The organism is Arthrobacter roseus (assembly GCF_016907875.1).
GTDB lineage: Bacteria > Actinomycetota > Actinomycetes > Actinomycetales > Micrococcaceae > Arthrobacter_J > Arthrobacter_J roseus.
Window position 1 is genome coordinate 2,024,565 of the sequence record NZ_JAFBCU010000001.1, and the last position, 24,605, is coordinate 2,049,169.

The following is a 24,605-nucleotide window of genomic DNA, read 5'->3' on the forward strand; positions in this document are numbered from 1 at the left end:
CTTAGGGGCTCGTGTCAGCGGCATCTTCGGCATCAGGGACCTCTGGAACTCGGTCACGATCCGAGGCAAGGAATCCCAGATCTTCAAGCTTCTCAGAAATACCCGCGCCGTCCGGCGCGTAAATCCATGGTGCATCCGAACTGTGATCCGCTGTGTCGCTGGACCGGCCACCAGCCAACACCGCTTCTCCAACAGAGAGCTGACGAATCGCCACCGCTGTGACGTTCTCAGGATGGGTGCGGCTGAACTCAGCGTAAATCGCTTCGTCGTGCTGCCCGTCATCTCCTATCAGCAACCACTTGATATCTGGAAACTCGCGAGCCAGCCGTGCCAAAGAAGACCGCTTATGTTCCAGTCCGCTACGGAACCAACGATCGAGGGTTGGGCCCCAATCCGTGAGAAGCAACGGTCCCGCCGGATACAGGTTCCGAGACAAGAACCGCGTTAATGTAGGTGCAACATTCCAGGCGCCCGTGGACAAGTACAACACTGGCGTCCCTCGATGCTGCTGTGTGACTCGCTCCATCATCACAGCCATCCCCGGAGTGGCATTACGTGCGTGCTCATCCACCACAAATGTGTTCCACGCCGCCAATAGTGGACGCGGCAATGCCGTCACCATGACCGTATCGTCAATATCCGAAACGACACCGAATTCCGCGTCATCGGAAATGACAAACACCGTGGACTCAACTGTTGCTGAATCATCTGAGGTCAGTCGTACAGTATTGGCACCGAGTTCCAGCCGAACGGGAATCCGAACATCTATGACTCCCCCGCGGTCCGCGCTGACACGATGGGTTTCACCGGCAACTTCCACTGTGACCGTGGCGTAGCGAATGGGCGGGCTCATGAAGTTGCGCCACCCACGGATTCCCTCCCGGAGAGTTTTCAACGCTTCAGGGCCGTCTTTGCGCACTGATTTGGACAAGACCACACGACCCAGAACACGAATCCACGATGTACTGCCGTAGCCGGTATAGGGCAACACGGTGCGCACATAGCCTTTTGCGAGCGAACGGCGGATCTGCCAAGCTTGCAGAGCGCTTTCAAGCCGAACTGCCAGGTGTTGTGGTTCTTCCGGGCCCTCTACATGGGTCTTAGATTGCATGGGGTCAGTCTTTCACGATTCTGTACCGCACCGCCGAGCGCCGTTGTACCTCAGGGCGGAAGAACGAAAAAACCGCCTCGGATTATCTCATCCGAAGCGGTTTGTCCTTGGTACTGATGGTTCGTGTAAACCAAACCCATCTGGTGGAGCTGAGGGGACTCGAACCCCTGACCCCCTGCATGCCATGCAGGTGCGCTACCAGCTGCGCCACAGCCCCGTTTCCGGTGTGCTTCCAAGCAAGGACTTGCCTCATGTTTCATGGAGGCCCCTCGAAGCAACTCCTTTACTTTAGAGGATTGGCCCCTGCGATACAAAATCGTCCCGAGCTAACCCTCCACTGGGGATGCGGGAAGCCCCGCTAACCCCACATTGTGTTCGGTAAGGTGCCATCGGGTGAGCAGAGCGCCCCTACCAGGGATCACTGACGTGGATACCTCAGCGCGTTCATCCAATTCCTCAAGAACGGACCAATGACAGTTCGTGACTCCCGAAATGACGCCCCAGTACTCCTGAGGTAGGCCAAGGACGGCAGCAAGAGCTACCCGGATGGCCCCTCCGTGGCTGACTATCAGCAACGTTTCATCCGGTGCCATTTCTTCTACCGCCTCCAGCACAGCGGCTGCCATTCTTTGCCCAACGTCTACACGCCGCTCGCCTCCGCCTGCCCGAGCTGTCACGGATCCGGCATGCCACTTTGCCTGCTCCTCCGGAAACTGCTCACCGATCTCTGCGAACGTTTTGCCTTGCCACCGCCCCGCATATGTCTCTCGGAGCCTAGCGTCCGTTGTTAGCTCAAGCCCGCAAAGCGACGCCAGCGCGGTGGCCGTCTCCTGTGCCCGAAGCAGGTCCGAGGAGACTATCCGGGACGGCGCCAGTTGCTGGAGCAACAGCGCAGATCGCCTCGCTTGGTCGCGACCAGTGTCATCGAGCGGGATATCCTCCTGCCCCTGAAATCGTCCTTGAGAGTTCCAATCGGTGCGGCCGTGCCGCCAGAACACGACGCGCCGCCGGACCCGATCCGGGTCCCACGACGGCCTGCCGCTCATTGGTCGACCGGACCTGAAACTGGTGCGCTCAATCCCAACTCAATGAGGGGTGAGTCATTGTACAAACGCTCAAGAGCGTAGAAGATGCGGTCTTCTTCGTGCTGGACGTGCACAACAATGTCGCCGAAATCCAGTAGCACCCAGCGTCCCTCGCGACGCCCCTCGCGTCGAATGGGTTTGCGATCAACCTCCGACAGTGCCTCTTCTACCCCGTCGACAATTGCGTTCACCTGCCGCTCATTTGAGGCAGATGCGACGAGAAAGATGTCAGTGATCGCAAGACGGGCACTCACATCGATCGCCACTATGTCCTGCGCGAGTTTGTCCGACGCAGCCTGGGCCGCAGCCTTCGCCAGGGCAATCGATGAATCAGTAGCGCTCACAGTTCTCCTTGTTTTCAATCAACGGCCCATGCCGCCGAAAATCATTAGCATTCCAAACACTATGGCCACAGCACCAAGCCCGATGACAGCAATTTGCATCAACAGATGACTCTGGATTCGCGCACCCGCTGCCGTAACGGCATCCAACGGATCTAGCCCGTGGGCTGTCTTGGCACCAATCGGACCTGCTCTCGGTCCGGTATCTTCCGGTTCAGGATCCCAGTAAGTTCCGGATTCGTCCGTTGTGGGTACCGGTGAACCCGTGGGAACTTTCGTCGCCGTGGTGGATGGCCGAACTGGCGGCAGACTTCCGGTGCATACAGGAATATGCGTTGTCCCCGGCGCCCGCAGGGTGACTGAGCGGTCGACGCCGGGGCGATGAGCGTAGTCAATCGGTGCGATCATTCCCAGGTTGTGTGCGGTGGTCGGGTCATTGCGTTCGGAACGCGCTTGCTCATTTTCGCGTGACAGACGCTCCATGTTCTCAGCCCGCCGGTTCAGGACTGCAGCACGCTCCGCCAACGCCTTCTGCTCGGCGAGGACTGCTAGGTCCACCGAGAACGGGTTTTCTTGTTGCTGTGAGGCCAGCGCCGCCGCTTGATTCTGAGCCTGCCCCATGAGAGCTTCCCGTGCAGCCAGCGCTTGCTCGATACTCATCCGCTCCTGGGACTCACCCTCCGGGGATGTAGAAGGAGAACTGTCCGGTACCTGACGTCGATGTCGTCGGCCTCCGCTGGCTCCCAATGATTGGGTGTCCAGCGGCGCTTCTGCGGACTCAATCTCATCGGGTAGGGCTTCGGCCTGAATGTCATGGTCCGACGGCAGCTGGCCATCACTCTGCGAATCCTCCGCTGACGAGTCCAGATCCGTGTCCACTTCAGCGGTCTCTGCGCGTCTCATCCGCAACTGACGGCGAGTTGGTGGCTCGGGGTCTACTGGGCTTGACGGCTCTGCCAACGATTTGTAAGCCTGCAACGCTTCTCTGCTACGCGCCCTTGCCTGCGACTCTCGTTCTACAGGAGCGGAAATCTCAGTGCTTGGGTCGACGGATGAACCGGTTTCGACGTTGGGCGCGACGGATAAAGGTTCCGGAGCCGGCACTGCCGATTCCGGTAGCGACTCCGCTTCCACGCGACGCTGCCTCAGGGCCTTCCGACTGGGAATCGGCCCGTTACCCTCACTCATTTCCTCATCACCCGGAATTGATCGTTACATTCTGACTGTTGATGTGACCGGACAGATCTGCTGGCCGGTACAGACGGTGTTTGGCGATGTATTGAACCACACCGTCGGGTACGAGGTACCAAACAGGTGCACCGTCAGCCACCCGGTCACGACAGACCGTTGAAGATATCGCCATGGCGGGTACCTCCAGCAAGCTGACGTCGCTCCGACCCAAGTCGTGCAGTTCATGCCCTGGTCGGGTTACCCCCACAAAGTGTGCCAACGACCACAATTCCTCGACGTCTTTCCACGAAAGGATCTTCGCCATGGCGTCCGCTCCAGTGATGAAGAAGAGATCCGCTTCCGGACGCGCCGCCTTCAGATCCCTCAGAGTCTCTATGGTGTAAGTCGGTCCGGCTCGGTTGATGTCCACTCTGCTCACCGTGAAGCTCGGGTTTGAAGCCGTGGCGATAACTGTCATGAGGTACCTGTGTTCGGCCTCACTCACACTCTTGCCGGCCTTCTGCCACGGTTCTCCCGTGGGCACAAACACCACTTCATCGAGCTCAAACACCGAAGCCACCTCGCTTGCTGCAACGAGGTGGCCGTGGTGGATTGGGTCGAATGTGCCACCCATAACCCCCAACCGAAACGGCCGGGAGCTCGCGTTATCCGCGACACTTCGCCTCGACTGCCTCACTTCAGGAATGTGATCCAGGAACATCGTGATTGCTGGGGTGCTGCTTGTGCGGATCCGTGTGCTCAGGAACGACTTCGTGGCGTTTACCAACACTCGTGAACGCGATGGTGACAAACATCAGGAGTAGCAAGGCACCCATGATGATCGCCGCGTACATGACAGGCGGCATAGGCAATTCTGTGTGATGCTCGGCCTTCTCACTCACCGTAAGCGCCGCGCCGTATAGCTGGTTCAGCATGGATCTCCCCTTGAGAGCACTGTTCGGCCGGTTACCCCGACCCTTGACGTTTAGCTCTATGGTACGCCAATGCTACTGACGGACGTGCCCATCTCCCTGTACGATCCACTTGGTTGTTGTGAGCTCCCGCAAGCCCATGGGGCCACGCGCATGCATCTTCTGGGTGGAAATTCCCACTTCCGCGCCGAGGCCCAACTCACCGCCATCAGTGAAACGCGTGGAAGCATTGACGATCACCGCAGCCGATTCGATATCGGAAATGAACTGCTCCGAATTCGCAAGGTTGTTGGTCACAATCGCCTCAGTATGCCCTGAGGTCCACCGACGAATATGTTCAACCGCTTCGGGTAGCGAATCCACCACTGCTACGGCCATATCCAGATCCATGTACTCCATGGCCCAGTCCGCGTCAGTCGCAGTTTCGGCGTTGATTCCCGCGGGCAACAGGGCACGGGTTCTGCTGTCCACGTGGAGGCGGACCCCAGCTGCATCGAGCGCCGCCAGAACAGCAGGAGCAGCAGCGGCATCCTTATGAATCAGCAGCGTTTCAGCTGTGTTGCATACGCTCGGACGGTGAGTCTTCGCGTTGACAATGATACTGACGGCCATCTCTTCGGAGGCTGATTCATCCAGGAAGATGTGAACATTGCCCTCCCCCGTTTCAATAACGGGAACGGTAGATTCTGTGACGACGGTCTGAATCAAGTCGTGGCCTCCGCGGGGAATGAGCACATCCACACGGCCTCGAGCCTTCATCAGGGCATTCGCGCCCGGGCGTCCATACTCGTCAACGCTCTGGACCGCGTCGGCCGGAAGGCCCGTGCGATCGAGGGTGTCCCGGATGATCCCGAGTAGCGCCTCGTTGGTGTTTGCGGCGGCACTGCCCCCACGCAAGATGACGGCGTTACCGCTCTTCAGGGCCAAGCCCGCGATGTCCACGGTGACGTTGGGCCGAGCCTCGTAGATGGCTGCCACAACCCCCATCGGTACGTGTACCTGACGCAACCTCAACCCGTTAGGCAGTGTCTGTCCCCGAGCAACTGAACCCACGGGATCCGGCAACCCCGCTAGATTCTCCAGTGACGCGGCAAGGCCAGCAATACGCTCCGGTGTGAGGCTGAGCCTGTCCAGCAGCGCTGCCGAGGTGCCCCGTTCCTTGCCGTTTGAGATGTCTTTTTCATTGGCAGAAAGGATGGCTGCCTGCCGGGCCACGAGTGCCTCGCCGATGGCTCGAAGTGCTCGATCCTTCCACGACCTGTTTGCTTTAGAGACAATCCGCGAAGCCGTACGGGCACGGTCTGCGATGGTATTGACGGCCGCTATTACATCGACCTCGTTGGTTTCGCCTGCTGTGGCGTCTATCTGCTGTGTACTCACGTTATTCACCTTTCAGATTGGCACGGAGAGGTTGAAAAGTTCAGGACGTCGGGAGACGTTTTCGGAGCAACACCAGGTCATCTACATGGACGACCGATCGCTCATATTCATGGCCCAATTCTTTTGCCAGTTCACGGGTGGAACGGCCCAGCATCTGAGGCAGCTCCTTGGAGTCATAGTTCACCAGCCCATGTGCGATGGCGACGCCGTGCTGATTAGTGATTGCAACGGGGTCACCCGACTCGAAATTCCCTTTGACTTCCACTATGCCGGCAGGTAATAGAGACCTTCGCTTTTCTCCCACTGCCTTGGCTGCGCCGTCGTCGACAATAAGTGACCCCTGGATACGAGCCACATGTTCAAGCCACAATTTCCGGATAGGTTTACGGCGTCCCTTGGCACTGAACCACGTACCGACGTCCTTTCCGGCGAGAGCGTCTTCTGCGTTATCGGTTGACGTCACCAGCGCTGGGATGCCCGAGCTGGCCGCGATGATCGCAGCTTCAACCTTGGTGGCCATCCCGCCGGTGCCGGTACCTGCAGCACCGGTGCTTCCGATGTTGACCCCTTCGAGGTCTTTCGGTCCACTGACCTCAGGGATACGCTTTGCTCCGTCCTTCGGAGGCCCGTCGTAGAGAGAGTCGACGTCCGACAGGAGCACCAGTACGTCAGCCTTGACGAGGTGAGCCACCAGCGCCGCGAGTCGATCGTTGTCTCCGAACCTTATTTCCTGACTTGCGACGGCGTCATTCTCGTTGACGATCGGCACCACACCAAAATTCAGCAACCGCTCCATGGCGCGGTGGGCGTTGGTATGATGCGATCGTCGCATCAGGTCATCAAGGGTCAGCAGTACTTGCCCAACGATCACGCCGTGCGCTGCGAACGCATCGTGATAGCGGGCCATGAGGAGTCCTTGGCCAACGCTGGCTGCTGCTTGCTGAGAAGAAAGATGCCTGGGCCTCGATGTGAGACCCAAGGGTGACACCCCCGCAGAAATCGCGCCGGATGAGACCAGGATGATCTCGATGCCTTCTTTGCGTCTTGCGGCAATCACGTTGGAGAGCTTCACCAAGGCTTCATCCGATATGCCACCGGCAAGGGACGTCAGCGAAGACGAACCCACTTTCACGACTATGCGTTTTACCTGCGGCAGGGACGATCGGGTCTTTATGGCGCGTCTTGCGGTCATCGATTCCTTTGGGTTGTCGTGCCGGCATGAGGAGCACAGTTGGTTCGTTCGGTTGGGCCCCCGTCCCTCGGGCTCGGGGCTCATGCCTCTCAGACTGGCCGGCTAGTCGGTCGGTCCGGATTCTGTTCTGGGTTTGGGTTCGGGTTCATCGGCCTGCTCCTCTGGCCACACGCCGGTTTTGCGTTCCGCTTCTATGTCGGCGCGAGTGGCTGCGCGGGCGTCTTTGCGTTCCTGATGCTCTTGGCGCTTCTGATCGCGAGTTGGGCGAACTAGTTCTTCGAGGCGTACGTCCATTCCGCGCGGAGAAGACAACAGCTCAGCACCGGCCATCATGGTTGGTTCCCAATCAAAGACGACAGCATCATCATCACCAATGACCACGGTATCGCCAGGAACGGCTCCGGTCTTGAATAGCCGTTCTTCGACCCCGAGCTTCGCCAGACGGTCGCCCAGGTACCCAACTGCTTCGTCATTACTGAAGTCGGTCTGCTTAACCCATTTCTCCGGCTTTTCACCCAATACCCGGAACAGCGGCTCCAGGTTTTTTTCTTCTTTGCGTATGGTGAACGCAGGCGCATTCACAGAACGCGGTCTGAGGACCACGGGAGCGATGACAGGAGGAGCAGTTTCAACGGCCTTCCGAGCTTCACCAACAATCTCGGCCATGGCGAAGCCCAGTTGACGAAGTCCCTCATGACTCGAAGCGGAAACCTCAAAGACTCTGTACCCGCGCTTCTCCAATTCAGGACGCACGAATCCGGCCATATCGCGGCCATCGGGAACGTCCACCTTATTTAGTGCGACCAAGCGTGGTCGTTTGTTCAGGGGAACAACTTCGCCGTCCGAGCCCGCATAACTCATATCCACCGCATAGCGGTCCAGCTCCCCCTCAATGATTTCGAGGTCTCCAATGGGATCGCGGTCCGTCTCCAGTGCAGCGCAATCCAATACATGGACGATTGCTGCGCACCGTTCAACATGGCGTAGGAAGTCATGCCCGAGGCCGCGCCCTTCACTGGCGCCCTCAATCAACCCAGGTACATCAGCAACGGTGAAACGTACTTCTCCGGCCATCACTACACCGAGATTCGGAACGAGGGTCGTGAAGGGATAGTCGGCTATTTTTGGCCGGGCAGCACTCATGGCCGCAATCAAACTCGATTTGCCAGCTGAAGGGAACCCCACGAGCGCCACGTCCGCAATGGACTTGAGCTCGAGGAGAATGTCGCGCTCGTCCCCTTGCACACCGAGGAGGGCGAATCCAGGAGCCTTGCGTTTCTGCGATGACAGGGATGAGTTCCCAAGCCCGCCTTGGCCACCTGAACTGGCTACGAACTCTGTTCCGTCACCGACGAGATCCGCGAGGACCGTTCCGTCCTTCGTTTTGACTACGGTCCCTTCCGGAACCGGCAGAATCAGAGTCTCGCCTGTTTTGCCGTTACGCCAGTCGCCCATTCCGGGTCCACCGCTCGGTGCATGACGGTGCGGTGCATGGTGGTAATCAAGCAGGGTGGTCGCCTGCGAATCCACCCGCAGGATGACGCTACCGCCGTCTCCACCATTTCCTCCATCGGGTCCACCCAATGGCTTGAATTTCTCGCGCTTGACCGAGACGCAGCCGTGCCCGCCGGCGCCGCCGGATACGTGCAGGACAACTCGATCAACGAAGTTAGCCACGCGATTCTCCTCTGTTGCATTCACATGCGATGAAACTACTGATGAGTCTAATGGACGCCATGGGGCACCCAAAAAATGACCTCTTAAAAGCCAATGGGACGGACCAAAAGTGGTCCGCCCCATCGCTGAGGTCCGAAAAACTACTCGGCGGAAACAGCCGATTCCGCGCTGACAGCTGCGGTGTTCACGATGTTCACTACGCGGCGACCACGGCGGGTACCAAATTCCACGGCTCCGGCTTCGAGGGCGAACAGGGTGTCATCCCCGCCACGGCCTACTGCAGCACCTGGATGGAAGTGGGTGCCACGCTGGCGAACGATAATCTCGCCCGCCTTGACGACCTGTCCACCAAAGCGCTTCACGCCGAGGTACTGGGCGTTGGAGTCGCGTCCGTTGCGAGTGGAACTCGCACCCTTCTTATGTGCCATGTGCTTTGCCTACCTTTGGTGACTTCTAAATCTACGGAATATCTGAATGGGAAACGTCCGCAACTATGCGATGGACGTGACCTTGACCTTCGTCAGTGCTGAACGGTAGCCTTGGCGCCGCTTGTACCCGGTCTTGTTCTTGAACTTCTGAATGACAATCTTCGGTCCACGGAGGTTCTCGACGATCTCGGCGGTAACCGTGACCTTCGCGAGATCTTCAACTGCGGACGTAACCTTGTCGCCATCAACCAGGAGCAGAGCAGGCATCTCAAAGGTGCTGCCGGCATTACCGGAGACGCGGTCAAGGGTAACTAGGTCTCCGACAGAAACCTTTTCCTGGCGGCCGCCAGCGCGGACAATCGCGTACACCACTTGGGAACTCACTTCTCTAGACGTTTAGTACTTTTCTGCGCACTATCCCCGGCCTTTTTGGTAACCGGATCTGCGCTGTGCATTCACGCCCCGGCAAATGCGGCTGGAAGACGTTCGCACCGAAGATCAAGATTACGCGAACCCGCCTCACTTGAGCAAATCATCAGGTGGACAGCGAGTCGAGAAATTGGATTTATGGAAACAAATGATGGAAATGATGGATGGGGCCGTTGCCAAGACCAACCTTCAGTTCCTCCGCATGCTGCAATGAACCGTAGAGCCAGGGTTTGACGATGGCGAGCGAGGCCGCCCAATCCTGATGCCGTACCTGCTCCGTGGCCATGGCCGCTGACAGTGAGCAGCCGGTACCGTGCGTGTGGCGTGTCAGAACACGTTGCCCCGGTACCTCCTGAACAATAATATCGGCTGCACTATTGACTATCGCGTCGGGGCATTGGGCGCCGTCGAGGTGTCCGCCCTTGACCAAGACCGTGGTTTTTGTCTGCTCCGAGAGAAGGCGGCCCTGCTCCAGCGCATCCGGCCAGGTAAGTGCGCGCGCAGTACCTGCCAACACCGCGAGTTCCGCAAGATTGGGCGTGACAAGTCCGGCACTCGACACAAATGCGCGAAGAGCCTCCTCCGCGGCGGGTTGCAGAAGCCTGTCACCGCTGGTTGCGATCATGACGGGATCAAGAACGACGACAGCGGGGCGGATACGGTCCAGCCATTTTTGCACCGCAGAGATAATCCCGACGTCAGCAAGCATGCCGATCTTGACAGCATCGATGACAACGTCATCGCTGACGGCATTCAGCTGTTCCTCAAGAAACTCGATGGGCGGCGTATGAACGGAACGCACTCCACACGTGTTCTGCGCGACGAGGGTGGTCACCACCGCCATGCCATAGCCACCTCTGGCCGCAATACTCTTGAGATCTGCCTGGATACCGGCGCCGCCGGTTGGGTCCGTCCCAGCAACACTCAGTACACGAGGCACTGCAATGGGAGTGCTTGCACTATGCGAACCCTGGTCGACCGTGACTTGGCTCTGCGTGGTATCCAAGGACGGCAACCTCCGCTGGTGACTATATGACGCCCTTCACCCTATAGCACTCAGGCCCTGTGATGCGGGGCTGATAGCCGCACCACAGGACCAATGAGCCTCAACTACAGTACCAATGAGCCTCAACTACAATTCGGACGCAGGCACACCAACGCCAAGGATCAACGGCTCCGCAGCGGAAACAACGGGCCGGTCCTTCTCAGCGGTCTTCTCCGGCACTCGTTCGGTGCTCGTGAAGCGACTGCCCGAACCTTGAGGAACTGAAGACTCCTCGCTGACGGTGGTGATAGCGACGGAGTCACCTGCGCCCTGTGCACTGCTTGCGACGCGCCGCGGTCTCCGGCGTCCGGTTCGTTGCGGTGCAGCCTCTTTGACCACCCCTGATCCTTTGGCAGGATGCCGGTCGAAGGCCTCCGTGAGGCTGTCCAGCGTGAGTCGTTCGCCGTCGCTGGCCTCTTGATCTTTGGCTGAATCAGCGGATTGCGGAAGCACCACCGACTCGCCGTTCAGCGTCACGACGTGGGTTTCATCCCCGGCTTCGTCAGACGTTTCGTGACCGTGATGCGTCGCTGCAGCGATACTGGTCAACGCAGCACGGGTCGCTTCAGCGCGGGCATCCCGCTCAGGATCCTGAGTGCGAGGCTCCGCAGGCAGGGCTTCCTGGGGTTCAGCCTGCTGCTTTGGCTGCTTGCCACGTCGCTTGCGTTCGTTCCTGGACTGCTTTTCTTCCTGGTGCTGTTGGTGATTGTCAGTACTGACTGCTGGGCCACGCTTGTGCTCCACGGGCTCGTCATGAGTGACAACGCCCCTACCCGCACAATGCTCACAATTCTCTCCGAAGACCTCTAGAAGTCCTGTGCCCATGCGTTTACGGGTCATCTGGACCAGGCCCAGAGTGGTCACCTCTGCGACCTGATGTTTGGTGCGGTCGCGGCCCAGGCATTCGACCATTCGACGGAGCACGAGGTCACGGTTAGCTTCCAGGACCATGTCAATGAAGTCGATAACGATGATTCCGCCAATATCCCGCAGACGCAGCTGGCGGACAACTTCCTCCGCTGCTTCCAGGTTGTTCTTGGTGACCGTCTCCTCAAGGTTTCCGCCGCTGCCGGTGAATTTCCCGGTATTGACGTCAACGACAGTCATGGCTTCCGTGCGGTCAATCACCAGTGATCCACCAGAGGGCAGGAATACCTTCCGCTCCAGAGCCTTGGCAATTTGATCGTCAATGCGGTGAGCGGTAAAGATGTCCTCGTTGCTCGTCCACTTTTCCAGCCGACCAACTAGGTCCGGGGCAACATACGTTACGTAGGCTTCAATGGTGTCCCACGCTTGTTCGCCAGAGACCACCAGCCGGGAGAAGTCCTCGTTGAACACGTCGCGGACAACTTTGATGGTCAGATCCGGCTCGCCATAGAGCAGCTCTGGAGCAAGCGTCTTGGTCGAAGTAGACTTCTGCTCAATATTCTCCCACTGGGCGCGAAGACGGTTGATGTCATTCATCAACTCGTCCTCGCTGGCACCCTCCGCGGCCGTACGGACTATGACGCCCGCATTGGCGGGAAGATGGTCCTTGAGGATCCGCTTCAACCGGTTTCGCTCGACGTCGGGCAATTTGCGGGAAATGCCCGTCATGGAACCACCTGGCACATAGACCAGATAACGCCCCGGCAACGAGACTTGGCTGGTCAGACGCGCGCCCTTATGGCCCACAGGGTCCTTTGATACCTGCACCAGAACAGAATCACCGGACTTCAGTGCGAGCTCGATCCGGCGCGGCTGTCCGTCGAGTCCCGCAGCGTCCCAATTCACCTCGCCGGCATACAGAACGGCGTTGCGCCCGCGTCCGATGTCAACAAATGCTGCTTCCATGCTGGGCAGCACGTTTTGCACCTTACCGACGTAGACGTTCCCGATCAGTGAGTCCTGTTGTGTGCGGGACACAAAGTGCTCGGCCAGGACACCGTCTTCTAGTACGCCGATCTGGATCCTGTCGTCCCGTTGCCGGACAACCATGTGGCGGTCCACGGATTCGCGTCGAGCAAGGAACTCAGCCTCAGTGATGACCTGACGGCGTCGTCCAGAATCCCTGGAATCGCGGCGCCGTTGCTTTTTAGCCTCAAGTCGGGTTGATCCCTTGACACTCGTGACCTTGTTGTTGACCGGCGCTTCTGCAGGCTGCCGAGGAGCGCGGACGCGGGTCACAGTGTTGGGTGGATCGTCGTCTCCGCCACCGGTCAATTCCAAGTCCTGTTCACCTCGACGACGGCGACGACGCCTACGTGAGGTAATCGATCCGGCGTCCTCGGCTACTGTCTGCTCTTCAGGACCGTCACTTGCGGTGCTTGCAGTGGTTGGTTCTTGATCCTTGGTTTCGGTTTCCGTACTTTCCTTACCCCGGCCGCGTCCGCGCCGACTACGACGGCGTCCGCGTCCTGACTCTGCGTCGTCTTCGGCAGAGCTGCCGGAATCATCCGGTGCGACGATCTTCGCTGCTGACTTGCGCGCAGCGGCAGCCTGTACCGCCGTGAGGTCCGGGGCTTGGAAAAGCAGAGACATGCCGGATTCAGGCGCTACCGAATCTTCAGATTCAGCTTGTGCCACAGGAGATTCCGTATTCGGTGCCAGCTGCACCATCGATTCCTGGGTTTCGGAGTCAGGGTTAGTGTCTGCCTCAGTTTCCTTCGGGACCTTTTTCACTGCAGTCTTTTTTGGAGGAGACTTCTTGGCTGCTGTTTTCTTGACCACGGTAGTGCGACGACGGACCGGTTTTGCTGTGTCCGTCTCGCCGGGCTCACCTGCCGCTTCGGCTGTGTCGGTGGAGTCCGGCGTGGCGGTTTTCGAAACCGGCTTTTTGCGGGCTCGCGGCGCCTTTTTTAGCGGCGCAGATGTTTCTTCTTCGCGGTTGTCCGACTGATTCTCGGACTGAGCGGATGATTCCACTGTTTCATTTTCCATTTTTAACTATGCCTTAACCCGTGCGACGCCAGCCACATTCTGGTGTACCCGGGTATTCTCAGCCGGCCGTCCGCAGGATCTATGCCCATGCGCCAGCCGGAAATCGTCAACATATCATCCGAGGTCGTGCCAACTATGGGGCACGGAATCACTCTGAGACCAACGGCGCTTTTCCTTGCTACCCGAAACCTATTGAGCGGTAGATCGACCGGCGGACTTTGGGCCGCGCCATTACTATTGACGCGTGCGACCAAAGGCATCGCTGGCAGAACTGGAAGCGTGTCGTTGGACCGTAGACGGTATGTGGTCCCGTCTCCAGCCAATGACATTGTCTCATACGCTCGATCAAGAGGCTGTTGCTATGCCACCGTGGCGAAAAAGCTCAAAGACCACCCCGACGGCGTATCCTTGCAACCAGCATGAAGTCCGAAATGCCCCAGACGAAAAGAGAGAATACGTGGCTGCCCCCGCTAACGGTTCCACCGAAATATCTAGTGATGAAGTGGATACTGCCACTGGTCCGGGCTTCGCGCGGCAAAGAGGATTCGCTGTCCTGCTCTTGGTCACCGGCATTTTCTCCTGGTTCGCTGCCTCCTTGTTGGTTCTGGAACGTCTTGCACTCTTCAAGAATCCAAACCACGTAACAGCCTGTGACGTCAACCCGTGGATTTCATGCGGAGCCGTCATGGAGACCCCACAAGCTGCGGTCTTTGGTTTCCCGAACCCACTCATAGGTGTGGTGGCATTCGCCGTCGTCATCACCACCGGCGTGGCGATGTTGGCGGGCGCGCAGTTCGCTCGTTGGTATTGGATCGGGATGCAGGCTGGGGTCACCCTCGGAATGGCATTCATTGTCTGGCTGTGGTTTCAAGCTCTTTTCGTTATTCATGTTCTCTGCCCCTACTGCATGGTTGTCTGGGCCATGATGTCCTTCCTCTTCGTGTTGCTGACCGCAAGAAACGTCATACACGGGGTAATTCCAGCCCCCACCAAAGTCACTAGGTTTTTGACGGACTGGGCATGGGCTCTGGCGACGCTGCTGGTCGTAGCCTGTGCTGCGTCGATATTCTTCAGCTTCATTGGAGTTTTCAGCGCTGCTTGAACCATGGGAACAATCTCAAACAGCGAAGGCCCGGAGCTAATGCTCCAGGCCTTCTTGCTGTCTTGATGTTTATCCGAACCAGATACCGATTTCGCGTTCCGCCGACTCCACCGAGTCCGAACCGTGAACGAGGTTCTGCTGGACCTTCAGGCCCCAGTCACGGCCGAGATCACCGCGTACGGTCCCAGGGGCTGCCGCGGTGGGTTCCGTGGACCCAGCCAGTGAACGAAAGCCCTCGATGACGCGCTCACCCTCGAACACCGCTGCTACAACGGGCCCTTCGAGCATGAACTCCACCAGGGGCTCGTAGAACGGCTTGCCGACGTGCTCGGCGTAATGCTTTTCGAGCTGTTCGCGCGTCGCGTTCATCATCTTCAACTCCGCGATCCTGTAACCCTTAGCCTCCACTCGGGACAAAATAGCGCCGCTGAGCTGACGCCTGACGCCGTCGGGCTTAACCAATACCAGTGTGCGTTCAGTAGTCACATGTACTCCTTGGTCTTTGTCCTGAATCACTGCGTTCCAGCTTATCCCGGTTGTTGTCCCGGGGTTTCCTCCGGCTGCGCAGCGGCCCACTCGCGCTGAGCTTCATCACGTTCCACATTTTCCCGATCAAGGCGACTACCAGTATTCAAGGCGTACCACCAGGCAGCCGCGAACAAGATACCCACAAAAAACATCATCGGTTCCACGAACCCAGTTGCAACGATAAGCACCTGTAGGACCCAACCGGTCTTCAGTCCTGCCGAGCGCGATATGAAGGCGCAGGTAGCGATCAGAGCCACACTGAGGAGAGCACCGCCGGCCAACAGTAGTCCTACCGGGTACTCATCTCGGTGCAGGCCAAAGGAGACCAGAGTGCCGAACAGGACCGCAAATGCTTCGAGAACCAAAACGGTCGATGCAAAAAGTGCTTTGACCGAACGCCGTTTCTTCGGCATGTCCGGGTGCCATTCGCGCTGGGCCTTCGTCATTCTTGCCATGGTGTCACTTCCCCAGCAGAGTTCGGGCTTCGGCCACTACCGTGATGGAGCCGGTGATGAGAATACCGCCTGCCAAGTCATTGCCAGCTTCCGCCCGCTCAACCGCCCACTCTAGGGCGTCATCGAGCTTCTCGGCTACGTGGACGTCCTCGGACGGGAAGCCGGAAGCAACAGCCATTTCGCCAAGCTCACCCGCCGGGATGGCGCGGGGAGAACTCGACTGAGTCAGACAGATTTCCGCTGCGAGATCGCCAAGTTCCTGTCGCAGCTCGGCCAGAATTGACACGGCATCCTTCTCCTGAAGAACGCCAACCACCAGAATCAGTTTGCTGAAGCTGAATGCTTCCTTGACCGTCTCGGCAGCAACTTTGGCTCCGGCAGGATTATGAGCGGCATCCACCAGAATCGTCGGCGCAGTCCTGAGTACTTCCATTCGGCCAGGTGAGGTGACCTTGAGCAGTCCTTCCCGCAGGACCTCGAGGTCAAGTTGGCGTTCACCACCACCGAGAAACGCTTCAAGGGCAGCCACTGCCACAGCCGCGTTCTGCGCTTGATGGGCGCCATGTAGTGGCAACATCAGGTCGGCGTACCTTCCTGCTATCCCATTAATCGTCACCATCTGACCGCCAACAGCGACGGTTCTGGATTCGAGGCCGAATTCCACGCCCTGAAACTTAAACGGGACGTCAACCTCTCGGGCTTTCTCCAGCAAGACCTGCGCTGCTTCCGGTGGTTGTCCGGCCGAAATCAGATAGCCTCCGGCCTTGATGATCCCGGCCTTTTCAGCGGCTATGTTCTCAACGGTGTCACCCAGCAGTTCAGCATGGTCAATGGAAATTGGAGTAATCACCGAAACAACGCCGTCGGCTACATTCGTTGCGTCCGTGATGCCGCCTAGGCCCACCTCAATAACCGCAACGTCTACCGGTTCGTCGGCAAAAACAGCGAATCCCAGAACAGTCAGGCACTCGAAATACGTCAGCCGGGGCTCTCCCGCGGCTTCCAGTTCGGCATCAACGATGTTCAGATATGGACGGATTTCGTCCCAGATGCGCACAAACGTTTCATCACTGACCGGTTCACCGTCAATGCTGATCCGCTCCGTGACACTCGAGAGATGAGGGCTGGTAAAGCGCCCCGTTCGTAGATCGTGTCCGCGCAGAACGGTCTCGATCATCCGTGCAGTAGATGTCTTGCCATTGGTGCCCGTGATGTGGATGACCGGCACAGCTCTCTGCGGCTCACCCAGAATCTCCATGACCCGGAACAGTGGCGCGAGCCGTGGCTCCATCTTGTTCTCCGGCGCCCGGCCCAGAAGCTCCGCATAGACACTCTCCACCGAAAATTCATCGATCATTTGACTACCTCCACGCGGACTTCGACGGCAGCGGTGCCCGTGTCATCCAGTACCAGTTCATTGGTGAGCGTTTCTGTTGTGATGAGATCAACATTGCGGTCCAGGGCTCGCGCTGTTCCAGCATCCGTGCGCACCGTGGTGGTAACTCGGTCGCTGATGTTCAAACCGGCGTCGCGCCTAGCCTGCTGGATAGCCCGGACAACATCGCGAGCCGTGCCCTCTGCGGCGAGCTCTGCCGAAACATGGGTGTTCAGGACAACGAACCCGCCACCTGGTAGGACACCCACCGCCTTCGAATCCCCCGTGTTTCCGGTCTGCACCACGGTCTCCAAGCTGTACTCGTGTTCCTGCAGCACCAATCCGCCAGCGGTGACGCCGCCTTTGTCGTTGACACTCCAGTCACCAGATTTGGATGCCTTGATGGCGCTCTGCACATTCTTACCCAACCGTGGACCGGCTGCGCGCGCATTGACCACAAGCTTCTGGGTGATGCCGAACTCGGCTGGTTCAGCATCTGCGGAGTCAACGAGCCGAACGACTTTGATATTGAGTTCATCGGCCATTATCGCTTCAAAATGTCCCGACAGCGACGTAGCCTCTGGGGCTACCACCGTCATGGAGCCCAACGGCAGCCTGACTCGAAGGTTCTCGGCCTTACGCAGGCTGGAACCGACCGAACAGATCCGGCGCGTGAGCTCCATCCGGTCCACGAGATTTGGCTTTGCCGGGAAGAGGGACACATCAGGCCAGTCCTCAAGGTGCACGGACCGGTTGCCGGTCAAACCGCGCCAGATCTCCTCGCTGACCAGCGGCAACATGGGGGCGGCAATACGGCAGAGCGTCTCGAGGCACGTGTAGAGGACATCGAAAGCCTCTTCATCCTCATCGAAGAACCGCTGGCGGCTGCGCCGGATATACCAATTCGTCATGGTGTCCATATAGGAACGCAGTGCGTCACACGCCTCTGAGATCTCATAGGTGTCCATTGCGACAGTGACAGCTTCCACGAGCTGACCCGTTGCCGCCAGCATGTACTCGTCCAACGGGTCCGACGACGCATGACGGATCTGCGCGTTATACCCACCTCCACCGTTGGCGGCGTTGGTGTAAAGGCCAAAGAAGTACCAGACACTCCACAGTGGCAGGAGAACCTGCCGGACACCGTCCCTGATGCCCTGTTCGGTGACGACCAGATTACCGCCACGCAGTATTGGGCTGGATATCAGATACCAGCGCATCGCATCCGAGCCGTCCCGGTCGAGTACTTCAGAAACATCCGGATAGTTCCGCAGGGACTTGGACATTTTCTGTCCATCGTCGCCGAGCACAGTGCCATGGCTGATCACGTTGCGGAACGCGGGCCGGTCAAAGAGCGCTGTGGCCAGGATATGGAGTGTATAGAACCAGCCACGCGTCTGTCCTATGTACTCCACAATGAAATCACCCGGATAGTGGTTCTCGAACCAGTCTCTGCTCTCCATCGGGTAGTGAACCTGCGCATACGGCATGGACCCGGAGTCGAACCACACGTCCAGAACATCCTCGACACGTCGCATCGTGGAGCGTCCCGAGGGATCATCCGGGTTGGGACGTGTCAATTCGTCAATGAACGGCCGGTGCAAGTCCGGTTGGCCTTCCTTGTTCAACGGTAGGCGCCCAAAGTCAGCCTGGAGTTCGGCGAGCGATCCGTAGACGTCCGTACGAGGATAATCAGGGTCATCCGATTGCCACACTGGGATAGGGCTGCCCCAGTACCGGTTGCGGCTAATGGACCAGTCCCGCGCGTTCTCCAGCCACTTTCCGAACTGTCCATCTTTGACATTGCCCGGGATCCAGTTGATGTCCTGGTTAAGTTCAACCATCCGCTCCTTGACCCGCGTCACTTCGACGTACCAGGAGGACACCGCACGGTAGATCAGCGGATTACGGCATCGCCAGCAATGCGGATAACTGTGGTCGTAGCTGGCCTGCCTGAGCAGGCGTCCGCTCTCTCTGAGCACTCGCGTGATCGGCTTGTTGGCCTCAAACACCTGCTGACCGGCGATCTCGTGAAGCGGACCCTCAGCAAACAGTGGCAAGAATTTTGCACCTTCATCAACGGAGAGGACCACAGGAATGCCATGTTTCTCGCAGACCAGCTGATCATCCTCACCGTAGGCGGGAGCCTGATGGACCAGCCCCGTGCCGTCCGTTGTGGTCACATAATCGGCCAGCAGGATCTGCCAGGCATTCTCGGTGTTCCACTGGTCTGTGTCTGTGTAGTAGTCCCACAACGGCTCGTATGAAAGGCCCGCTAGTTCGTTGCCCTGATACGTGGAGTCCACCGCGGCTTCCGCTGCAGCAGCGTCTGCATAACCGAGGTCCCCGGCATAGGCGCCCAGCAGGTCGCGCGCAAGGAGAAACCTCTCCGCCCCTGCTACCGGAGTCCCCTCGGGTCCCGCGGGCACGACGGCGTACGTGATGTCCGGGCCGACGGCGAGCGCCAGGTTGGTAGGCAGGGTCCAGGGTGTGGTGGTCCAGGCGAGGGCGTGGACACCAACCAGTTCACGCCCGACGGCCGTTTCCCCACCGACCAGGGGGAACGTCACGGTGACGGTCTGGTCCTGGCGCATCTGGTAAACGTCGTCGTCCATGCGCAGTTCGTGGTTCGATAGCGGCGTCTCGTCCTTCCAGCAGTACGGCAGGACGCGGTACCCGCTGTAGGTCAGACCCTTTTCGTGGAGCGTCTTGAACGCCCACATGACGGATTCCATGTACTCGACGTTCAGGGTTTTGTAGTCGTTGTCGAAGTCCACCCACCGTGCTTGCCGGGTGACGTAGTCCTGCCACTCCCCCGCATACTTCATGACAGAGGACCTGCATGCATCGTTGAAGCGGTCGATGCCCATGGCCTCGATCTGCTTTTTATCGGTCATGCCAAGTTGTTTCATGGCCTCGAGCTCAGCGGGCAGGCCGTGGGTATCCCAGCCGAAGCGGCGTTCGACTCTGCGTCCGCGCTGGCTCTGGTAGCGTCCGACGAGGTCTTTGGCGTAGCCGGTGAGCAGATGACCGTAGTGGGGCAGACCGTTCGCGAAGGGTGGGCCGTCGTAGAAGACGAATTCGTTGGATCCGTTCTCGCCTGCGTCGCGTTGATCGATCGAGGCCTGGAATGTGCCGTCGTGCTTCCAGTAGTCGAGAACGCGCTCTTCGATCTCGGGAAATACTGGAGAGGGCGCGACGCCGTCAGCGGCACTTTGTCCGGCGGTGGCTTTGGGGTACTTTTTCTGCGACATGTGCACTTCCTGGGACGACAAGCGTGTGGAAAGGTCCTGCGAGGACGTGTACGCCTGTTTGCGGCCTTACCTGCCGCACGGGGCGAACCCGCGGTACCACCTCACTTGCCGCCATCGTCGGCAGTTTAATTTCTGCCAGCAGGGCTGCCGCTTCGTGACTGCTGTGACGGGCTTACCCGTCCGGATCTACTGGGCGTCCCGTGGAACGCTGTTCTGCCGGAGGCTCACCGGTGATCGCCGGGTCAAAGCCTGTGCTGCCAGTGTATCGCTCACCGGCGGCGCTGCGAAACATTCATGGGTGTGTTTTAGTCGCGCAGCAGCTTGTGGTTGGCCGGCTGCGCCAGCGGGCGCACCACCACTGTGTCCAGGTTGATGTGGTGCGGCAGGTTCAATGAGTAGGCGACGACGTCGGCAACGTCGCTGGCCCTGAGTGGGTGTTGCACACCCTCATAAACACGCTGTGCTGCCTCGCTGTCGCCACCCAGCCGGTTCAGTGAGAACTCCTCGGTCTGAACCATGCCCGGGGCGACCTCGATGACGCGAACGTTGTTCTCTGCTTCCTCCAGACGAAGCGTATTTGCTAGAGAACGCTCAGCGAACTTAGCGGCACAGTAGCCAGCGCCACCTTCATAGGCTGTATGCCCCGCCGTCGACGTCAGGTACAGAACGGAGCCGCCATCGTCGGCCCTCAGGGACGGAAGGAGTGCTTTGGTCATACGCACAGCGCCAAGAACATTCACGTCATACATGTGCTGCCAGTCCTCCAGAACCGCCGAGGCCACTGGATCGATGCCAAAGGCTCCCCCGGCGTTATTGACCAGCGCATCAAGGGGGGCATCGCCAAGATACTGAACCAGCGCATCGACATCTTCCTGCGAGGTCACGTCACAGGCAAACACCCGGGCTCCTGTTTCGGCTGCCAGAGACTCCAGTTTCTGCCGGCGTCGGGCAACGGCTACGACGTCCCATCCTGATGATGTTAACGATCTGACGGTAGCTGCTCCGATCCCTGAGCTCGCCCCGGTAACCACTGCCGTTTTGATGTTTGTAGACGTCATGGAAACCAGACTAACCTGCCCGCAGCGGTTACCTGGAGCGGCCCAACAGATAGTTCCGGAGGACAACCGCTTGATTGTGCTCGGTGTCTGCCGCGCCGTAGAGCAACACCATATCGGAACCTGAGCGCGCTTCATCGCGGAGCTCCAGGGCTGCCCCGCTTTCCGTCAGCTCATGGTGGTAGCGGTCCGCGAACTCCTCGAACTTCTCGGCCTGATGCCCGAACCATTTCCGCAACTCATCGGAGGGGGCAACCTCTTTGCACCACTGAGCCAGATCGGCATCCGCCTTCGAGACCCCGCGTGGCCAAACCCTGTCCACCAGAACTCGGTAACCGCCGTCGGGCTCCTCGTAGATACGTCTAATACGGATACTTGCGGCATATGGCATCTCATGTTCACCCATAATCTGGATCCTAGCCCCGCGTGGCACAATAAACGGCATGGCTAACAACGAACTGGGCACAGACACGCCCACAACTGTCAACGTTCCCGACAAACCAGCGCTCGAGGGACTCGAGGACCGGCTCTCCCGCCGCTGGCGTGATGAGGGGGTATACAAGTTCAACCCGGACACGGACCGCTCACAGGTCTACTCCATCGACACTCCTCCGCCCACAGCATCCGGATCACTTCACGTAGGTCACATGTTTTCCTACACGCAAACGGACGTGCTGGCCCGTTTCCACCGGATGAACGGCAAGAATGTATTCTATCCGATGGGCTGGGATGACAACGGTCTACCCACGGAGCGCCGGGTCCAGAACTATTACGGGGTTCGCTGCGATCCACGCACCCCCTACGAGGCCGATTACCAGCCTCCTGAGAAGCCTGCCAAAAACCAGCGGGACTTCGACGTTGTATCCCGCCAGAACTTCATCGAACTCTGCGAAGAACTCGCCGTTGAAGACGAAGTGGTCTTTGAAAACCTTTTCAGCACCCTTGGACTCTCCGTGGACTGGGATCTCACATACCGCACCATTGACGACACTTCACGCGCAGTCTCGCAGCGGGCCTTTTTGATAAACCTCTCTCAGGACGATGCCTATCTGGCAGAAGCTCCCACGCTCTGGGACGTTTCCTTCCGCACCGCCGTTGCGCAGGCGGAACTCGAAGACCGGGAGGTACCCGGCGCGTATTACCGCATCCCCTTTACGATCAAGGGCACCGATGGCGATGAGCAGATCTACGTGGAGTCGACCCGCCCGGAACTCCTTCCAGCATGCGTTGCCCTCGTGGCAAACCCGGATGACGAACGATACAAGCACCTCTTCGGCACCTCTGCTGTCTCACCGCTATTCGACGTATCCGTTGAGATTATGGCGCATCCCATGGCCAAACCGGACAAGGGGTCCGGTATTGCCATGGTCTGTACTTTCGGCGACCTGACCGACGTGACGTGGTGGCGTGAACTCCAACTGCCCACCCGTGCCATCATCGGCAGGGACGGAAGAATCCTGCCCGAGACACCGTCGTGGATCGAGTCCGCTTCCGGCCGTGAACGGTACGAGGCGATCGCGGGCAAAACCGTGTTCTCCGCCAAGGAAACGCTCGTGGCCCTCTTGCAGGAACAGAACCTGCTCGACGGAGAGCCAAAGAAGATCATGCATCCGGTGAACTTCTTCGAAAAGGGCGATAAGCCCCTGGAAGTCGTCACCTCCAGACAGTGGTATATCCGCAATGGAGGACGCGATGCAAACCGCCGTGAGAAACTCATCAACCGCGGACGCGACATCGACTTCCATCCTGCGTTCATGCGTTCCAGATATGAGAACTGGATCCAGGGTCTCAATGGAGACTGGCTAGTATCACGTCAACGGTTCTTTGGCGTTCCCATTCCCGTATGGTACCGACTGGACAGTGCCGGGAATCCCAACTATGACCATCCGATCCTTCCAGCTCTGGATTCCCTGCCGGTAGATCCAGCGGCGGAACCAGCGCCGGGGTTTGAAGAATCGCAGCGCGGCATCGCTGGCGGATTCACCGGCGACGACGACGTCCTGGATACATGGGCAACGTCATCGCTGACACCCCAAATTGTTGGTAAATGGGGACGCGATGACGAGTTTTTTGCCAAAATATTCCCGTTCGATCTCCGCCCACAAGGGCACGACATCATCAGGACCTGGATGTTTTCCAGTGCGGTACGGGCGGACTCCCTCCAGGATTCCATCCCGTGGAAACACGCAGCACTTTCCGGGTGGATTCTGGATCCGGACCGGAAAAAGATGTCCAAGTCCAAGGGCAACGTGGTAGTCCCCAACGACGTCCTTGATGAATACGGTGCAGACGCAGTCCGCTACTGGGCCGCATCAGCCCGACTCGGAGCGGACACCGCGTACGAAGTTGCCCAGATGAAAATCGGCCGGCGACTGGCGATCAAACTGCTGAACGCTTCAAAGTTTGTCCTGAATCTCGGTGTCACCGAAGCGGACGTTGCCTCTGCTGACCCATCCCTGATCTCAAATCACCTGGACCGGGCGTTGCTGGCACGGCTAGCCGATGTTGTGGATCAGTCTACGAAGGCGTTCGAGAAGTATGACTATGCACGTGCTCTCCAAATCACGGAATCGTTTTTTTGGTCATTCACGGACGACTACGTAGAACTGATCAAGGACCGTGCCTACGGCTCCGCTGGCGAAAGCGAACAAAAGTCCGTCCTCTGTACGTTGGCGACTGCACTGGATGCGCTCCTTCGCCTGTTCGCTCCGTTCCAGCCCTTCGCTACCGACGAGGTGTGGGGGTGGTGGCGGCAAGGTTCCATCCACCGTGCACCGTGGCCTTCTGCGTCGTCCATGCCCGTATCTGCCGGCGAGACGGATGCCAGCGTGCTGTCCACGGTTGGCGAGGCGCTGAGCGGCATTCGTAAGGCGAAATCAGAGGCGAAGGTCAAGCAGCGCACTGAGGTCATCAGTGCCGTCATCAGCGGCCGTGCAGCAGAGATACTGCGCCTCAAGGCAGGCTTGGGAGATCTGAAGGCGGCGGGCAATGTCCGCGAGCTCTCGCTGAAGGAACACGATGGCCAGCTGACCGTCTCCGATGTTGTGCTCGCAGATCCGGACGAACCCTCCAGAGCCTAGCGCGACCGACGAAGGAGGGGGCCGACCGCATGAACTGCAGCCAACCC

21 protein-coding genes and 1 tRNA gene are annotated in these 24,605 nt (G+C 58.8%); 2 read left to right on the forward strand and 20 right to left on the reverse strand.

What is annotated here, in order from left to right:
• Position 1: 1 nt before the first annotated feature.
• The 14 genes from JOE65_RS09850 to JOE65_RS09915 form a co-directional block, all read right to left on the reverse strand.
• Positions 2-1,111, reverse strand: coding sequence for an App1 family protein (locus JOE65_RS09850; RefSeq protein ID WP_205163008.1), 1,110 nt, complete (start codon positions 1,109-1,111; stop codon positions 2-4).
• Positions 1,112-1,252: 141 nt separating this feature from the next.
• Positions 1,253-1,328: transfer RNA gene (locus JOE65_RS09855), tRNA-Ala, on the reverse strand.
• A gap of 109 nt (positions 1,329-1,437) precedes the next feature.
• Complete coding sequence (locus JOE65_RS09860; RefSeq protein ID WP_205163009.1) at positions 1,438-2,157, reverse strand: histidine phosphatase family protein; 720 nt, start codon at positions 2,155-2,157, stop codon at positions 1,438-1,440.
• Positions 2,154-2,540, reverse strand: coding sequence for a ribosome silencing factor (gene rsfS / locus JOE65_RS09865; protein WP_205163010.1), 387 nt, complete (start codon positions 2,538-2,540; stop codon positions 2,154-2,156). Before rsfS ends, JOE65_RS09860 begins: the two co-directional genes overlap by 4 nt.
• 18 nt (positions 2,541-2,558) lie before the next feature.
• On the reverse strand, positions 2,559-3,725 hold the full coding sequence (locus JOE65_RS09870) for a hypothetical protein (RefSeq protein ID WP_205163011.1): 1,167 nt from the start codon (positions 3,723-3,725) through the stop codon (positions 2,559-2,561).
• A 7-nt stretch (positions 3,726-3,732) separates the two neighbouring features.
• On the reverse strand, positions 3,733-4,428 hold the full coding sequence (gene nadD, locus JOE65_RS09875; RefSeq protein ID WP_205163012.1) for a nicotinate-nucleotide adenylyltransferase: 696 nt from the start codon (positions 4,426-4,428) through the stop codon (positions 3,733-3,735).
• Entirely contained in the window at positions 4,406-4,642 is a 237-nt protein-coding gene (locus tag JOE65_RS09880) for a hypothetical protein (protein WP_205163013.1), read from the reverse strand. Before JOE65_RS09880 ends, nadD begins: the two co-directional genes overlap by 23 nt.
• Positions 4,643-4,714: 72 nt before the next feature.
• Complete coding sequence (locus tag JOE65_RS09885; RefSeq protein ID WP_338021605.1) at positions 4,715-6,019, reverse strand: glutamate-5-semialdehyde dehydrogenase; 1,305 nt, start codon at positions 6,017-6,019, stop codon at positions 4,715-4,717.
• A 40-nt stretch (positions 6,020-6,059) separates the two neighbouring features.
• Positions 6,060-7,211: a glutamate 5-kinase gene (gene proB, locus JOE65_RS09890; protein ID WP_205163015.1), complete on the reverse strand. Its 1,152-nt coding sequence runs from the start codon at positions 7,209-7,211 to the stop codon at positions 6,060-6,062.
• Positions 7,212-7,313: 102 nt separating this feature from the next.
• On the reverse strand, positions 7,314-8,888 hold the full coding sequence (obgE, locus tag JOE65_RS09895) for a GTPase ObgE (protein WP_205163016.1): 1,575 nt from the start codon (positions 8,886-8,888) through the stop codon (positions 7,314-7,316).
• 140 nt (positions 8,889-9,028) lie between these two features.
• Entirely contained in the window at positions 9,029-9,316 is a 288-nt protein-coding gene (gene rpmA, locus JOE65_RS09900) for a 50S ribosomal protein L27 (protein ID WP_205163017.1), read from the reverse strand.
• Positions 9,317-9,379: 63 nt separating this feature from the next.
• Complete coding sequence (rplU, locus tag JOE65_RS09905; protein WP_205164135.1) at positions 9,380-9,688, reverse strand: 50S ribosomal protein L21; 309 nt, start codon at positions 9,686-9,688, stop codon at positions 9,380-9,382.
• A gap of 193 nt (positions 9,689-9,881) precedes the next feature.
• Positions 9,882-10,751: a bifunctional hydroxymethylpyrimidine kinase/phosphomethylpyrimidine kinase gene (thiD, locus tag JOE65_RS09910; RefSeq protein WP_338021606.1), complete on the reverse strand. Its 870-nt coding sequence runs from the start codon at positions 10,749-10,751 to the stop codon at positions 9,882-9,884.
• A gap of 126 nt (positions 10,752-10,877) precedes the next feature.
• The gene (locus JOE65_RS09915; RefSeq protein WP_205163018.1) at positions 10,878-13,709 is read right to left on the reverse strand and encodes an Rne/Rng family ribonuclease; all 2,832 of its coding nucleotides are present in this window, start codon (positions 13,707-13,709) and stop codon (positions 10,878-10,880) included.
• Positions 13,710-14,211: 502 nt separating this feature from the next.
• On the opposite strand from JOE65_RS09915, the gene JOE65_RS09920 reads away from it, so the two are divergent.
• Positions 14,212-14,811, forward strand: a complete 600-nt coding sequence (locus JOE65_RS09920) for a vitamin K epoxide reductase family protein (RefSeq protein WP_338021607.1) — start codon at positions 14,212-14,214, stop codon at positions 14,809-14,811.
• Positions 14,812-14,880: 69 nt separating this feature from the next.
• Here the strand turns inward: JOE65_RS09920 and ndk are convergent, their stop codons facing one another.
• The 6 genes from ndk to JOE65_RS09950 form a co-directional block, all read right to left on the reverse strand.
• Entirely contained in the window at positions 14,881-15,297 is a 417-nt protein-coding gene (gene ndk, locus JOE65_RS09925; protein WP_205163019.1) for a nucleoside-diphosphate kinase, read from the reverse strand.
• Positions 15,298-15,338: 41 nt separating this feature from the next.
• On the reverse strand, positions 15,339-15,794 hold the full coding sequence (locus JOE65_RS09930; protein ID WP_205163020.1) for a DUF4233 domain-containing protein: 456 nt from the start codon (positions 15,792-15,794) through the stop codon (positions 15,339-15,341).
• A gap of 4 nt (positions 15,795-15,798) precedes the next feature.
• Complete coding sequence (locus tag JOE65_RS09935) at positions 15,799-17,151, reverse strand: bifunctional folylpolyglutamate synthase/dihydrofolate synthase (RefSeq protein ID WP_205163021.1); 1,353 nt, start codon at positions 17,149-17,151, stop codon at positions 15,799-15,801.
• A complete protein-coding gene (gene ileS, locus JOE65_RS09940; protein ID WP_205163022.1) occupies positions 17,148-20,423 on the reverse strand; it encodes an isoleucine--tRNA ligase in 3,276 nt (1,091 codons plus the stop codon). The genes JOE65_RS09935 and ileS overlap by 4 nt, the downstream gene beginning before the upstream one ends.
• 305 nt (positions 20,424-20,728) lie before the next feature.
• The gene (locus tag JOE65_RS09945) at positions 20,729-21,481 is read right to left on the reverse strand and encodes an SDR family oxidoreductase (protein WP_205163023.1); all 753 of its coding nucleotides are present in this window, start codon (positions 21,479-21,481) and stop codon (positions 20,729-20,731) included.
• Positions 21,482-21,509: 28 nt separating this feature from the next.
• Positions 21,510-21,884, reverse strand: a complete 375-nt coding sequence (locus JOE65_RS09950; RefSeq protein ID WP_239536684.1) for a DUF488 domain-containing protein — start codon at positions 21,882-21,884, stop codon at positions 21,510-21,512.
• 37 nt (positions 21,885-21,921) lie between these two features.
• Between JOE65_RS09950 and valS the strand changes: the two genes are divergently transcribed.
• On the forward strand, positions 21,922-24,558 hold the full coding sequence (gene valS, locus JOE65_RS09955; protein WP_205163024.1) for a valine--tRNA ligase: 2,637 nt from the start codon (positions 21,922-21,924) through the stop codon (positions 24,556-24,558).
• Positions 24,559-24,605 lie beyond the last annotated feature (47 nt).

Coding starts and splice junctions, on each gene's coding strand:
- JOE65_RS09870 (WP_205163011.1), bottom strand. CDS start 3,725: ATGAGTGAGGGTAACGGGCCGATTCCCAGTCGGAAGGCCCTGAGGCAG.
- JOE65_RS09915 (WP_205163018.1), bottom strand. CDS start 13,709: ATGGAAAATGAAACAGTGGAATCATCCGCTCAGTCCGAGAATCAGTCG.
- JOE65_RS09930 (WP_205163020.1), bottom strand. CDS start 15,794: ATGGCAAGAATGACGAAGGCCCAGCGCGAATGGCACCCGGACATGCCG.
- ileS (WP_205163022.1), bottom strand. CDS start 20,423: ATGTCGCAGAAAAAGTACCCCAAAGCCACCGCCGGACAAAGTGCCGCT.
- JOE65_RS09880 (WP_205163013.1), bottom strand. CDS start 4,642: ATGCTGAACCAGCTATACGGCGCGGCGCTTACGGTGAGTGAGAAGGCC.
- JOE65_RS09935 (WP_205163021.1), bottom strand. CDS start 17,151: ATGATCGATGAATTTTCGGTGGAGAGTGTCTATGCGGAGCTTCTGGGC.
- proB (WP_205163015.1), bottom strand. CDS start 7,211: ATGACCGCAAGACGCGCCATAAAGACCCGATCGTCCCTGCCGCAGGTA.
- rpmA (WP_205163017.1), bottom strand. CDS start 9,316: ATGGCACATAAGAAGGGTGCGAGTTCCACTCGCAACGGACGCGACTCC.
- valS (WP_205163024.1), top strand. CDS start 21,922: ATGGCTAACAACGAACTGGGCACAGACACGCCCACAACTGTCAACGTT.
- JOE65_RS09850 (WP_205163008.1), bottom strand. CDS start 1,111: ATGCAATCTAAGACCCATGTAGAGGGCCCGGAAGAACCACAACACCTG.
- JOE65_RS09945 (WP_205163023.1), bottom strand. CDS start 21,481: ATGACGTCTACAAACATCAAAACGGCAGTGGTTACCGGGGCGAGCTCA.
- JOE65_RS09950 (WP_239536684.1), bottom strand. CDS start 21,884: ATGGGTGAACATGAGATGCCATATGCCGCAAGTATCCGTATTAGACGT.
- JOE65_RS09860 (WP_205163009.1), bottom strand. CDS start 2,157: ATGAGCGGCAGGCCGTCGTGGGACCCGGATCGGGTCCGGCGGCGCGTC.
- nadD (WP_205163012.1), bottom strand. CDS start 4,428: ATGTTCCTGGATCACATTCCTGAAGTGAGGCAGTCGAGGCGAAGTGTC.